We start from the raw sequence: 14,858 nt of genomic DNA, 5'->3' as shown, positions 1-14,858 counted from the left end.
AGACCAGATGATATGCGATGTGTTATTCATGGTTATTGTATGAGGTTCAAACTTAAAAAGTTGAGTGAAAATATAAATAGCTTTGGTCTTTGTTGAGATTTTTTCAATAGAGAACATGAATTTTTTTTGATTTAAAAGTTGATTATTCAAATTTTTTGAGCCGATTAATAACATCGTCATACTTGCTTTGTGTACTGCGATAATTATTTTGTAAATTTTCAATGTAGCCTTTTGTTTTATCTATATTTTCTGCATTGTATTTGATTCGATCTTTAAGCGTAGACGGTACGGTATTACCTTTTCTATAATATTCCATTTCCTGTCTTTTTAATATGATTCGATCACTTTGTAATTGCTTAAGATTTTGATTTTGTAATGCTATTTGCTGTTTTAAGTTGTTGAGAAGCTCATTGCGTTTATTGATGGCAACGGATGAGTTTCCATAAGCACGTTTAAGACGAGCATCTTGTTCTAATTTACGCACTTCAGAGGCACGTAAGGTCGACTGTTGCAGATCCTTTTCAACGTTGTAGGCTTGATTGCGTCTAATCACCTGCATATTGCGATCAAGTGCTTCATAGCCATTTTTGATGTGTGCAGGCGTGACAGAGGTACTAATATTTGCGACCCCATTTTTATCATAATATCGATACCAAGCCGCTCTAGGTTGCGATACATCTGCATATGCCAACGCACTACAGGTGATCAAACTCATTGCCAAGGTCAAACAGCGTATTTTTTTTGTTTTTGAGTCTGTATTTTGGTAATAGATTATTCTATCCATTCGAAGTCTGCCATCCCCAAAAAATAAAGTCAGTTATATGATTTTAAAAACGATCTTTGATCATTTTATGTGGTTACAAAATTTTAATAAACAATTAAGTTCTAAAAAAATACAGAATATTTTTTTTTATGTGAGCTTTACTGTGTTTTTTTATTTGAAGTGAGATTTATGACAAGAAATGTTCATTGATAAAGTGAGTTAATATATGTTAAAAAACCATGATTAATTGTAAAAATAAATCTGTACAGCACAATTCATTCCAAGCTTACGGAAAGGGGCATTAAATGGACGATAAATTTCAAAATCTTAAAGTCATGGTGATCGATGATTCTAAAACCATTCGTCGTACTGCTGAAACATTATTACAAAGAGAAGGTTGTGAAGTAGTTACTGCGGTAGATGGTTTTGAAGCCTTGTCTAAGATTGCTGAAGCTAATCCAGATATCGTTTTTGTTGATATTATGATGCCTCGTTTGGATGGTTATCAAACCTGTGCATTGATTAAAAATTCTCAAAATTATCAAAATATTCCAGTCATTATGCTATCAAGCAAAGATGGCTTATTTGATCAAGCAAAGGGTCGAGTTGTCGGTTCTGATGAATATTTAACCAAACCATTTAGTAAAGATGAATTATTGAATGCAATTCGCAACCATGTGAGTGCATAACGGTTAATTTGGGGGAAAGAATGACAAAAATTTTAATCGTTGATGATTCACCAACTGAAATGTTTAGATTTAAAGAAATCTTGGCTAAACATGGATTTGAGGTGATTGAAGCAACCAACGGTGCAGATGGGATAACCATCGCACAAGCCGAGTTACCAGATCTTGTATTGATGGATGTGGTCATGCCTGGGGTCAATGGCTTCCAAGCAACTCGTCAAATTGCTCGTGGTGCAACAACGAAGCATATTCCAATTGTGATTGTAAGTACCAAAGATCAAGAAACTGACCGTGTGTGGGGCAAACGTCAGGGTGCTTGTGATTATCTAACAAAACCAATTGATGAAAATCAGCTGATCAGCACAATCAAGCAGCATCTGCAAGCAGGATAATGTATGGCAGCAAATGGATTTATCGAATTACTTCGATTGTCTAAGCGAGGAAATAAAAATTACGCTGACAATGAAAGTGAAGTAAACCGATGGTCAGGCATTGCATTTGAAATGATGGGGCAATATTTTGTTGCTCCATTGGGGGAAGTTTCGGAAGTTATTTATCCGCCAAAATATACACCAGTTCCCAATGTTCAGGGCTGGGTAAAAGGTTTAGCGAATATTCGCGGACGGTTATTGTCGGTTTCCGATTTGGCTTTTTATTTAACGGGGCAAAGAAGCCAATTTCTACCTACTCAAAAAGTCTTATGTATTAGTCATAATGACCATTATGTTGGTCTGGTCGTAGATCAGGTTTTGGGGATTCAACATTTTAATAAAAAAAGCTTTTTTTCTAAAAATAATCAACTGGAAGAAAAGCTTCAAACTTATTGTCAAGGATATTTCCAACAGCACAACCAAGCTTGGAACATATTCTTATTCAGTCGTTTGTTGAATGATCCTCAATACATGAACGCATCAGAAAAATTTATAAACTAGCTTTGACGCCTAATTAGAGTTAAGCGAATCGGGAGAAGCTGAATGGGCTTTAAACTAAAAAAGAAAAATACAGGGGATACTGCTCAAAAAAGTAGTCCGGGCGTATTAACAAAAACCAAATCGAAAATTGATGAGTTTGCAAAGTTATTTGGGGAAAGTGACAAATCAAAACCATTTATTCAAATGGCGATTGTCAGCATCATCGTTGCGATTATTTTACTTTTGGTTTTATTCTATACAGTTCCTCGAAATAACGACTTAACTCGTAGTTTGGGTGAATTAAAACTTTTATCTCAAACATTATCGCGTCAAGCAACAGAAGCAACAGCTTCAGGGTCAAAAGAATCGATCAATGCTTTAGTGGCATCACAAAAGAAATTTAAAGAAAACTTGGATATTGTGAAAGATATTCATGCATCTTCAAAAGCAGTTGAAGGGGTTGAAAAAACCTGGAATCAGGTTTCTGCTGATATTGATATGATTGCGACCCATCAAAAAATCATTAACCAGTTATATGACACCAATATCGCCGTTGCAGATGTGATTCCTGGCATGCAGGCTGAATATAACTTAATGGTTGACCAAATGGCACGTGATAACATGCCAAGTACACAGGTTGTAATCGCGAAAAACCAAGTATTCCTTGCAGAACGTATTTTACGTTCAATTGGTTCAGTACTCGGCGGGTCAGATAATACGCGTGCTTCTGCAGAAGACTTTAATGCCGATACTGAAACTTTCGGAACATACTTAAATGCGCAATTAAATGGTAATGCAGATTTGGGTGTAACTCGTATTGACAAGCCTGAATTGCGTGAATCTTTAGAAAGTATCAAATCAGATTATAATGAAATTGTGCAATTGGCATCGACTTCAGTATTGAAGAACTCTGATCAAATTTTTAAAGTTCGCCAAGCTTCATCAAATATCTTTGCAGAATCTGATAATTTATTAAAAGGCTTAGATCGACTTTCAGTAAATACAGGTGTAGGTACAATTTTACCCGCCTTAATCTTATTGTTTGCTTTAGGCGCATTCTTATTTGCTGTATTTAAATTGATTGGTTTACGTAGTGAGTCAGATAAAGTACGTGTAATGCGTTTACAAGACGAATATGACCGTAACCAAAATGCGATTTTACGTTTATTGGATGAAATTGCCGATTTGGCAGATGGTGACTTGAGTTCGTATGCAACGGTATCTGAAGACTTTACAGGTGCAATTGCTGATTCGATTAACTTTGCGATTGACCAATTACGTGATCTTGTATCGCGAATCAATGAGACTTCTCAAGAAGTTGCACAATATACCCAGAATACTCAACAAATTACCAACCAGTTGGCTGAGGCATCTGAGCATCAGGCGCAAGAGATTGCGGGTGCATCTACAGCGATTAATGAAATTGCACAATCAATTGACCACGTATCTGCCAATGCTGCCGAATCAGCAGAGGTAGCACAACGTTCAGTACAAATCGCGTCAAATGGTGCAGATGTTGTAAACCGTTCAATTGAGGGGATGGATACGATTCGTGAGCAGATTCAAGAAACATCAAAGCGTATCAAACGTTTGGGTGAATCCTCTCAAGAGATTGGTAACATTGTCTCGCTGATTAACGATATTGCTGACCAAACCAACATCTTGGCATTAAACGCTGCAATTCAGGCATCTATGGCAGGTGAAGCAGGTCGTGGTTTCGCCGTGGTAGCGGATGAGGTACAACGTCTTGCAGAACGTTCAGCATCAGCGACCAAGCAGATTGAAACATTGGTAAAAACCATTCAGACCGATACCAACGAAGCCGTAATTTCAATGGAACAAACCACTTCTGAGGTTGTGCGTGGTGCGAACCTTGCAAAAGATGCGGGTGTTGCCTTGGGTGAAATTCAAACAGTATCGAGTAACTTGGCAGGTTTAATTGAAAGTATTTCTGAATCAGCGAAATTGCAGTCTGCATCAGCAGGTCATATTGCCAATACGATGAATGTTGTACAAGAAATTACTTCGCAAACTACGGGTGCAACGTTTGATACAGCACGTTCGGTATCTGAATTGGCAAGTATGGCGGATTCATTACGTCAATCAGTTTCTGACTTTAAATTACCAGACTAAAACGATTGAGACTTGATATGCGCAATTTCTACACTAAAACGGTAGTGATTGCGCACAGTGAAAAGCCTTCTAAAGCCATTCAGCTTGACTGTATTTTGAAAGGTTTTAGTCCCAAAATCGGGAACTAACATAGAAGCCTGAGCTATGAAAGAAATATTAAAACATTTAGTTGAACACGTCACTTTACCTGAAGATGCTTATCTTGATCAGGATGATGAGATTTTAGAAATTTTTGTAGAAGAACTTGAAGAAATTTTTGAACAGTTGCAAGCTTCTCTTGATCAATGGCTAAATGATGAGTCCAAAGATAAGGAATTGGTGAATGTACGTCGCTATTTCCATACCCTTAAAGGCTCTGGACGTATGGTGGGGGCAAAGCGTTCAGGTGAGTTGGCTTGGACTGTTGAAGATACATTAAATCGTGTAATTGCAAAAAACTTGGAATTAAGTACTGAAATTCAACAATATGTCAGTGCTGTATTTAATGTGTATAAGTTCAAATTGTATGCTGAGTTTTTAAATAAACAACCACATCATTTAGATTTGGCACCATTGGTGTATTTGGGGCAACAATTACAGCAGAAACAGAGTTTAGAACCTGCTTTGGCGGATCTACTGTCACTTGCGCATACCCTCAATCATGAGAATGTGCTGACGGGTTTAGAAATTGCTGATAGCGAGCCACTTGTAGAGCATATAGAAACAGTAGCAGCTATGGCAAACCACGAAAATGCCGAAGAGCATGCAGTGGCAGACCTGATTCAAATTGATGAATCTGCTGTGGAAACAACGCCGACTTCGGATGAAAGTTTAATCTCTGAAACCCTGACGATTTTTGTTGAAGAGTCGGAAGAACATCTGGCAACGATCAAAGACTTTTTGCATTTAGAGCAACATACACCGGAACAATATAATCGCTTGATTCGGGCATTACATACTTTGCGCGGAAGTTCTTCTATGGCGCATATTCAGGATGTATTTGAAGCAAGTGGTAAAGTTGAGCATTTGTTTAAAGTGTTGGTCCAAGAAGATACGGAGTCTTCTAAAAATGAAAACGCCCTATTGACTTATTATGCTGAATTCGTCAGTGATTATTTGCATGTACTCAAGCAAACCGGTGATCAAGATACGCAATTAGCCCAGATTTATCAAAAATTTAATGATGCTTGGGAGCGTTATGATTTCCAACATCAATATCAACAAGATCATCAGTCACAAGCAGGTTTAGTGACTCAATTGGTCGATTTGGAAATTGATCTATTGTTGGATGCTGAATTCGAGTTTGATAAACGCGCTCAAGTTGAATATCCAGAATATTTCCAACAACTGATTCAACAGGCTCAGATCCTCGTCGATCATACCGACAATCGTGCGTCACAAGGTATTCATGATTTCAGTCTTGCACTCAAAGACGGATATACACAGATTATTGCCAAGCCTGATTTGTTGAATACGGATTATGCTTTCGAAATATTCTCTAAAGCACATCAAGAATTCATTCATTTATTTGATACCTTGGCATCTGGTCAGCGTGTCAGCTTGAGTGGTGCAACTCAGGCGATTTTGGATGAGCTTCATGATTATGTACATCAAGAAATTGATGTAGACCAGATTCAAATTGCTGAACCAAGCATTGAGCCAGCAGTTCAACATGCGGTAGTAGCTGTATCTGATATTAACGCTGTTGAGACAGGTAATCATTATGTCTTAACTCAAATTAATCTCGATAAGCAAAATATAGATTCTGCGCAAAGTCAGCGTGAGTTTGATGCTGACGTTCTTGATATTTTTATTGAGGAGGCAGATGAGCTGTTGGTAGGTATGGATCATGACCTAAATACATGGTCAAGTCATCCAGATGATACCACTGCACTCAATAATTTAATGCGCTATTTGCACACTTTAAAAGGTGGCGCAAATATGGTTCAGGCGACGCATATTGGTTTAATTGCTCATGAACTCGAAACAATTTATGAGCGCGTGATTAAAGGTCAGCTCAAAGCTGGACCACAAGTTATTCAATCTATTCGTTTGATTCAAGATGATGTCGCAGATCGTATTCAGTTGATTCGTGAAAAATCTATTGATTATCCTGCAACACACATTCTTGAGGTTTTACAGCATATTGATCAACAGCAATTCTTGCATGATACGAATGTTGAGATAGCTGAAAAAGCCCAAGATGAGATTGTTTTAGTTGACGAGTCTGTTACTCCAGAATTTGATGTTATTTCTGCAGATCAGCAGCAAGCAACGCTTGAACAAGCTGAGCCATTCGTTGAACAGATTCAAGTACATGACTTGGATGACGCCGAACGTGTTGCTCAAGAAACCTTCATTGAGGAAGCTCGTGAGCTGATTGATGATGGGTTAAATATCTTGAATCAATGGTTTGATCAACGAAGTAACCGTAGTTTACTACTTCAATTGCAACGTATTGCACACAGCTTAAAAGGCGGTGCAAAAATGGTGAAATTGGAAGGTGTTGCGGATATTGCTTATGAGCTTGAAAATGCATTTGAACAATTTGGTCAGCACAACTTTAATTCCAATGTCTATGACGGTTTATTGGAAAGTGCTTTTCACTGGTTAGATGCAGCAATTTTCAAACAGAGTTACGATAATTTTGATGGTTTGAAGTTAAATTTAAACCGTATGCAATATGTCGATGTTTCTGCTCAGCTTCCAGAAAAATTATCTCGAACCAATTTGATTTTTGAACAGACCAATAATGAGTTTGTTCAAGGAGATGGAACTGAACCACCATCTATGTTGGGTGAATGGGATCTTTCTGAAAAAACTGAAACCAATAATGAGATGATTCGTATCTCTGCGGATTTGGTTGAGAAGATGATCGATCTTTCTGGTGAAAATGCCATCAACCGTTCGCGTATTGAAATGGATTTGGGTCAATTGGGAAATACATTGACCGATATGGAGCTTGCGATTCAACGTTTGGCAGATCAGCTTCGTCGAATGGAAGGCGAGTTGGAAAGTCAAATTATTGCTAAACATGGGGATTTAAGTGCGCGCTATGCGGACTTTGACCCATTGGAAATGGACCAATATTCATCCTTGAATCAATTGTCTAAATCGCTTGCTGAATCTGCATCCGACTTGGTGGACTTTAAAACCACCTTAGCAGAGAAAATTCGTGATACTGAAGGCTTATTATTGCAACAGTCACGTATTCAAGCTGAAATTCAAGAAAGCCTGATGCGTACCCGACTTGTTCCTTTCTCTCGTTTATTACCACGATTACAGCGTTTGGTACGCCAAACAGCCTCGACGGTCAATAAGCCTACCGAACTGTTGGTGAATAATACGGAAGGTGAATTAGATCGTAATATTTTGGAGAAATTAGTATCTCCATTAGAGCATATGTTGCGTAATGCCATCGACCACGGGATCGAAGATACAGAGCAGCGACAAAAAGCTGGCAAGCCATTGACTGGTCGAATCGACTTGAATATTAGTCGCCAAGGTACCGATGTTTTGGTGTCCTTTAAAGATGATGGTAAAGGAATCGATCCTGCAATTATCCGTGATAAAGCCATTGAAAAAGGCTTGATTAAATCAGATCAGCATTTAGAACCAGAAGAAATTTTACAATTTATTTTCCATCCTGGTTTTAGCACAGCACAACAAGTCACCCAGATTTCTGGACGCGGTGTTGGACTGGATGTGGTTCAAAGTGAAATTAAATCGTTAGGTGGACAGGTCAGTGTAAGTTCTGAACTGGGGCATGGCTCTACTTTTACCATCCGTGTGCCAACAACAGTTGCTGTGAGTGATGCATTGATGGTGAAAGTCGGTGATCAACAGTTTGCTGTGCCATTATCGCAAATTGATCGTATTGTGCGAATTTCCCCAGCCGCTCTGGAAGAGTATTTCGAAACTCAAAATGACTATTTCGATATAGATTACCAAAGTTATAAATTGCGTTATCTTGGTGAGTTTACAGCCAATCAGGTGACGCCACGTTTACATGGCTTTGCACATTCATTACCTGTGTTATTGATTAAAGGGAGCTTAGGTCAATCTGTCGCGATTCTGGTTGATCAGTTAATTGGTTCGCGTTCTCAAATTGTGGTAAAACCGATTGGGAAGCAATTTGCGGCAATTAATGCGATTGCAGGTGCAACGATTCTCGGTGATGGTCAAGTTTGTTTGATTCTTGATGGGCAAAATATTGCGCGACAAGTTCAGGGTTCAAGTCGTGGTGGTGCAGAATATTTACAACAAGATAAACAACGTCATCGCGATCAACGTCGTCTGATTATGATTGTGGATGACTCGGTGACAGTGCGTAAAGTAACGTCACGTTTATTGGAACGTCAAGGTTTTGATGTGATTACGGCTAAAGACGGTGTTGATGCGATTGAGCAACTTGAAAATGTCAAACCAGATCTGATGTTGCTCGATATTGAAATGCCACGAATGGATGGATTTGAGGTGACCAATTTGGTTCGCCATCATGAAATTCATCGTGACTTGCCAATTATTATGATTACCTCACGAACAGGTGAAAAACATCGCGAACGTGCATTCAGCTTGGGTGTGACAAACTATATGGGTAAACCATTCCAAGAGGCTGATTTATTAGCCAATATTGATGCTTTGTTGACGGTTAAATAGGAGCGCTCATGGCAGGAAATATCGAAAAATCTGCGCTTGATAAAATCAGTACGCAGGAACTGCAACATCTGATTACGGTGTCTACAGGGTTTATTGATGCTTATATTATTAATTGTTATGGCAAAGACCCGATGTTGTTGCCACAGAATGTGGTGCTGTCTGCGCAGAACAGTCCAATTCACGTGCCTGTAGTGGAATGGCATGAAAAGAAATTACCCACCTTTAGTGTCAGTGATCCCCGAAAGGCTTTGGGAGTTGCCTTGATTATTGAGGGTGAAGAGGCGGATGATCGTTTTGCTTTAATGTGCAATGAAATGCCGAACTCTATTCGTTTACGTATTTCTGAGGTGGTGGATGTTGAAGACGCTGTTGAAGACAAAACCATTTTTCAATATGTCAAAATAGGTAATGTTCGTTACCATGTTCCAGACTTAGATCAAATTCAGCTAGAGGTTGGGTTAAAAAAAGCTGAGTGACTTACTGAAATGTTGCATGCTAAAAGTTAACGCTATTTCATTTAAAACCGAGCGATATGTGTTGCTCGGTTTTCTCTTTTTATATATTTATTTTTCAACAGATTTGACTGTATTAACCTGAGTTTGAGGTAATTAAATCTTCAACTCATTGAAAAATAATAAATCTCTATGGGGTTTTGCTGCTTTTTTATCCAATTTTGGGATGAGGAGCGGAGCTCCGCAAGCGCAACTAACAATAGCGTTTCATTTCTCTTGATCAATAAAATGAAAGCGATCAATAGATTGTTTGATGATCTAAAGCTTGCACTGCCACGCTTTACTTCTAAAGTTTAAATTGTTTTGCGTAGGCGATGCTTCACTTTTCAGAGATGAAAAGTGACAAAAATCTTTCGTTGAGCGAGGGGTACATCCTCATACCCCCGCTCAACATGGCGACATCCATGTCGCCTCTCGATAGCAAGACCATCGATGATTCAAAAGGGCGAAATAAATGAATCATCGAAATCACTTGTATGAATAATCAGCCAGTTTAACGATATAATCTTTCATCAAGGATTTTTATCGAACTCAGGTTATATTAGCGCAAGTCAAATTTAAATCTGGACAATAACAATTCAATATATACAGGTTTTACGATCCATTGACCTGATTTGTGAATTTTAAGAGGTTTTTTCATCGTTACTCTATTTTTTTCGTTTAAAAAAGGGATGCTAATCACACTAAACTGTTTTAATTCTTTGATCTTTCTTTAATTCCACAAAATAAGCTCTAACTTAATCAACTATTTCAAAATTAGCTTGATAATTTTAAGAAAAATAACTTGACCTTCAATAGGATAGTGATATTTTAAGAAATATTAGAGTTCTTAAAAAGTGAACCTTTTTGCCATTATACGTCGTAAAACATTGGGGTTTCTTATAACAATAATAGGTTGACTACTGGAAGAAAAAATTTATGAGTTATATGAGTTATGATAGTAGTCTCGTAATAGGTTCTGCGTGCATTGCAGTGATTATCTGTTACATTGCTATTTCATTAGAACAACTCATTTTTACACCTCATGCGGCGCGTATTCAAAAAGTAATTATCTGTTTAAGTGGTATGGCACTTGGATTTGCCATTTGGGCGATGCATTTTGTCGGAATGTTGGCTTGCCATTTACCAGAAAATCACACTTTTGATCTAACACTCACTGTAATCTCTTATATTATTGCAACATTGGCTTCAATATTTGCAGTTTGGTTAACAACACAGGACACATTACCCCTTCCGCGTTTAATTTTAGGCGCTTTACTGATGGGATTGGGGATTGCCGGCATGCATTATGTCGGCATGATGGGGTTGGAAATTCCAAACCAGCAAATTTATTATCATCCAATTTTAGTCATACTCTCTGTGACGATTGCAATCAGTGGTTCGGGATTATCGTTTTGGCTGGCATTTAAGTATAAAAATACCTTTAGTCATAAGCTGTTGTATAAAGCCGCCGTATCCATCATGATTGCACTGAGCATTGTAGGGATGCACTATACGGGTATGGCGGCGGCAACGTTTTCGTCAACGCATGTCAATCATTTTGAAAATCAGTTGAACGAAGGGCAAGGTGTTTTGTTGTTCACTATTATTTTTGTGGCAAGTTTGATTCTTGTTTCTGCCTTTTGTGTGGCAATTTTAGAACGAAGATTAGAAGAACGCAGTTTACAATTAATACAAGCCAATAAAGAGCTTGAAGGATTGGCACTTCAAGATAATCTCACGAAGTTACCTAATCGTCTTTTTTTAGTTGAATATACGGATGCATTATTTCTAGATTATAAGGAAACAGCAACAAAAATAGCCTTTGTTTTTATTGATCTTGATCGTTTTAAGTCTGTGAATGATGCCTTTGGTCATCATATTGGTGATGAACTGCTGGTGAAGTTCGCTCAACGTTTATATCCATTATTGACTGAAGGACAAAAGCTGATTCGTATTGGTGGTGATGAATTTATCCTGATTCTTGAAGATTCAAGCCGTATTCAAGCCGAGCATATTGCTGAATTATTCTTACAAAAAATCCAGGATAGTTTTCAAATTTCGGGTAAAGAAATCAATATTTCAGCAAGCATAGGCATCGTCTTTTTTCCAGATCACGGACAAAATTTACAAGATTTATTGATTAATGCGGATTCCGCAATGATGCAATCCAAAGAACAGGGGCGAAATACCTATAGTGTGTATAGCTGCTCTTTGGACCAGCAGCATCACAATCGAAGTCAATCTAAATTGATTAATGATTTATACAAAGCAGTTGAAGAACAACAATTTATCCTATTTTATCAACCAAAGTTTACCGCTGATTATCGTATTTGTGGTGTTGAAGCACTGATTCGTTGGAAACATCCAAGTTTAGGATTATTAGCACCCAGTATGTTTATTGGTGGCGCTGAACAGACAGGCTTGATTATTCGTATGGGCTATTGGGCTTTAGAACAAGCCTGTATGCAGATTCAACAGTGGGAACAAAAGAATTATGCCTTTTGTCCTGTTGCTGTTAATTTATCCGCGGTGCAATTTGAACATAAGCATCTGATTGGAAATTTAGAAAAGTTAATACAGAAATATCATGTCAAACATGGAAATTTAATTATCGAAATTACTGAGTCTACAGCGATGCATCATATCGATGATAGTATTCAAACTTTTGAAAAACTTAGAAATTTAGGGATTAAACTGGCGATTGATGACTTTGGAACAGGGCATTCCAGTTTTTTATATTTAAAAGATTTACCTGTAGATGAATTAAAAATAGATCGTGAGTTTATTCGAAATCTGTGTGAAGGATCAAAAGAACAAATTATTTTAGAAAGTATTATTCATCTGGCAATTCGTTTAGGCTTGGTCGTCACCGCAGAAGGTGTCGAAACTGAACAACAAGCGCAAATTCTTAAACGTCTAGGTTGTCAACAATTACAAGGCTATCTTTTAGGAATGCCATTGCCTGTCGATCGTTTAGAAGCCAATTATCACTCTCCATAAATAGCCAACAGTGGTTGTTTCTGCGTTATTCACATCACCATTTTATTTCGCAAAAAATCAAATTAAATATTTAAATTGATAAAGTTAAGTATTTTTGATCAAAAAATAACAAATGTAATATATTGAAAAAAATAACTTTTTATATATCTATGCAAAAAACTCAGCAATCATCTTGAGTAAAAATCATTTTTCTTAATAGTAACTCAACGTCTACAATCTGCTTAGTTTATGTGATGACTGTCTCATAATTTTATTAAAACAAGATATATCTCAATTTGTTTAGATAAAATAAATGAAATTTTAATCAAAGCTAGATGATTGAAGTTAAAAGAATATGTATCAGTAATCACAATAAACCTTAAACATAATTTGTTTTCTCTTTTGAAAGGGTTATTTCATGAAAAAATTAGGTCTTCTTGCTGCTACTTTAATTGCTTCATCAGCTTCATTCGCTGCACCTGTAAGCGGTGGAACAGTTCATTTTGTTGGTGAATTAGTGAATGCTGCATGTGCAGTAAGCACAGATACAGCGGATCAAACTGTAGATTTGGGTCAACACCGTACTGCACGTTTAGCTGTAGCTGGTGACAAATCAGGTCCAGTTCCATTCAACATTCAATTGGTTGACTGTGATGCTTCTCTTGTAACTAACGGTGTTTCTTTTGCATTCAATGGTCAAACTGTAAGCACAAACAATAAATTATTGGCTGTAAACGGTGGTGGCGGTAACGCACCTGCTGCAACAAATGTTGGTATCGAAATCACAGATTATGCATCTAAAATTTTGGCTGTAGATGGTTCTGATTTCTCTACAGAAAAAGCAATTATTGATGGTACAAACACTTTCCCATTTACAGCACGTTATGTAGCGACTGGTGCATCTACACCAGGTAAAGCAAATGCTGATGCAACTTTTGTTGTGAACTATAACTAAGTATTCATTCAAATCTTGATTTGAATAAATCACACTGAATGGGCTGATTTCATATGAACAAATATTTAACTGTACTGGTTGGGATGTTTTTATTTCAAAGTGCTTTTGCAGACAGTTATGTATTTGGTGGAAGAGCCCATTTTAGTGGTTCCTTAGTAAATCCAAGCTGTTTATTTGCCCAGAAAAGCAACTTCAAGTTTGGTGAAAATCGTGAAACTGAGTCTCATTTAGAATTGAATGTTTCAAATTGCTCTTCAACGGTTTATTACAACCTCGCCATTGCTTTGAAAGATGCCAACAACAGTCATCTTATCTCTGACTCATTGGCGTTGCCTGAACAAACATTTTATTTGATGCCTGGCATGAATTTGCATCATTCAAATGTATATCAACGATCAACATTGTCTCAGGTCGCTCACGAAGTCACAAATATGACTCAAGAGCCTGAACTAACAAATATTGATGAAATAGTTGTATTGCCTTTATCGAAGCTCAATGGTCAGTCGACTGAAAATAGTAAAAATATTTTGATTTCTGTTTTTTATCCATAAGTTGTTTTGGAATATTGATATGAATTTAAGCATGTTTAAAAACGGTGTATTGGGTGTGGCTTTATCATGCCTAGCTTCCTTTTCATATGCTGAAGGTAAGGCGATTGGTGGGGTATCTTTAGGTGCAACACGTGTGATTTATCCGATGGAAGCCAAGCAAGTTTCTCTATCTGTGATCAACCACAGTAAAAAAGATCGCTATCTGATTAACTCATGGGTTGAAAATAAAAAAGAAGAAAAAGTTAAAAACTTTTTGGTGACGCCACCTTTATTTGTGGCAGAGCCAGCAACAGAAAATACTTTGAGAATTGTAAACTTAGTAAAAGATTTGCCACAAGATCGTGAGTCAGTTTTTTGGTTAAATGTAAAATCAATTCCATCTGTAGACAAAGAAGTTCTTGCGGAAAAGAACATTTTACAGCTTGCTGTACTGTCACGAATCAAGCTGTTTGTTCGTCCAGAAAAATTAAAGATCGCGCCTGAAGACGCGCTTACAAAAGTCAAATTTGTAAAAACTGCAGATGGGGTCGAGGTGGATAACCAATCTCCTTATCACATCTCATTTGTCAATTTGGTGCTGAATGAGACCAAGTTAGATAGCGTGATGGCTGCACCATTTGAAAAAACAAAAATTTCAAAAACCTCAGGAAACAAGCTGAGTTATCAAACTGTGAATGACTATGGTGGTGTGACACCAAAAGTAGAAATAAACCTAAATTAATAATATGTGTTGTATAGGTACTTGAGT

At 37.4% G+C, this 14,858-nt stretch carries 11 protein-coding genes; 10 read left to right on the top strand and 1 reads right to left on the bottom strand.

The genetic code is table 11. From position 1 onward, the window contains the following. Positions 1 to 142 precede the first annotated feature (142 nt). Positions 143 to 784: a hypothetical protein gene (locus tag TOL5_RS18125; RefSeq protein ID WP_171496514.1), complete on the bottom strand. Its 642-nt coding sequence runs from the start codon at positions 782 to 784 to the stop codon at positions 143 to 145. A gap of 284 nt (positions 785 to 1,068) precedes the next feature. Here TOL5_RS18125 and pilG point away from each other — a divergent pair, with 284 nt between their 5' ends. The 10 genes from pilG (at position 1,069) to TOL5_RS18075 (ending at position 14,831) form a co-directional block, all read left to right on the top strand. After that, positions 1,069 to 1,452, top strand: coding sequence for a twitching motility response regulator PilG (gene pilG, locus TOL5_RS18120; protein ID WP_004827613.1), 384 nt, complete (start codon positions 1,069 to 1,071; stop codon positions 1,450 to 1,452). A gap of 20 nt (positions 1,453 to 1,472) precedes the next feature. Then, the gene (locus tag TOL5_RS18115) at positions 1,473 to 1,841 is read left to right on the top strand and encodes a response regulator (protein WP_004827615.1); all 369 of its coding nucleotides are present in this window, start codon (positions 1,473 to 1,475) and stop codon (positions 1,839 to 1,841) included. Between the two features lie 3 nt (positions 1,842 to 1,844). Continuing rightward, positions 1,845 to 2,381, top strand: a complete 537-nt coding sequence (locus tag TOL5_RS18110) for a chemotaxis protein CheW (protein WP_004827616.1) — start codon at positions 1,845 to 1,847, stop codon at positions 2,379 to 2,381. Positions 2,382 to 2,423: 42 nt separating this feature from the next. After that, positions 2,424 to 4,493, top strand: coding sequence for a methyl-accepting chemotaxis protein (locus tag TOL5_RS18105; RefSeq protein WP_004827618.1), 2,070 nt, complete (start codon positions 2,424 to 2,426; stop codon positions 4,491 to 4,493). Between the two features lie 144 nt (positions 4,494 to 4,637). Next, on the top strand, positions 4,638 to 9,131 hold the full coding sequence (locus TOL5_RS18100; protein ID WP_151781311.1) for an Hpt domain-containing protein: 4,494 nt from the start codon (positions 4,638 to 4,640) through the stop codon (positions 9,129 to 9,131). 8 nt (positions 9,132 to 9,139) lie between these two features. Then, on the top strand, positions 9,140 to 9,607 hold the full coding sequence (locus TOL5_RS18095; protein ID WP_009586246.1) for a hypothetical protein: 468 nt from the start codon (positions 9,140 to 9,142) through the stop codon (positions 9,605 to 9,607). 954 nt (positions 9,608 to 10,561) lie between these two features. After that, entirely contained in the window at positions 10,562 to 12,625 is a 2,064-nt protein-coding gene (locus TOL5_RS18090) for an EAL domain-containing protein (protein WP_042086134.1), read from the top strand. A gap of 397 nt (positions 12,626 to 13,022) precedes the next feature. After that, positions 13,023 to 13,559, top strand: coding sequence for a type 1 fimbrial major subunit FimA (gene fimA, locus TOL5_RS18085; protein WP_009585666.1), 537 nt, complete (start codon positions 13,023 to 13,025; stop codon positions 13,557 to 13,559). A 53-nt stretch (positions 13,560 to 13,612) separates the two neighbouring features. Beyond that, positions 13,613 to 14,110, top strand: a complete 498-nt coding sequence (locus TOL5_RS18080; RefSeq protein ID WP_119386286.1) for a hypothetical protein — start codon at positions 13,613 to 13,615, stop codon at positions 14,108 to 14,110. Between the two features lie 19 nt (positions 14,111 to 14,129). Beyond that, the gene (locus TOL5_RS18075) at positions 14,130 to 14,831 is read left to right on the top strand and encodes a fimbria/pilus periplasmic chaperone (RefSeq protein WP_151781684.1); all 702 of its coding nucleotides are present in this window, start codon (positions 14,130 to 14,132) and stop codon (positions 14,829 to 14,831) included. Positions 14,832 to 14,858: the final 27 nt, after the last annotated feature.

Source organism: Acinetobacter sp. Tol 5 (assembly GCF_019702905.1).
Taxonomy (GTDB): Bacteria; Pseudomonadota; Gammaproteobacteria; order Pseudomonadales; family Moraxellaceae; genus Acinetobacter; species Acinetobacter bereziniae.
This window is presented reverse-complemented; position numbering and strand designations above follow the sequence as displayed.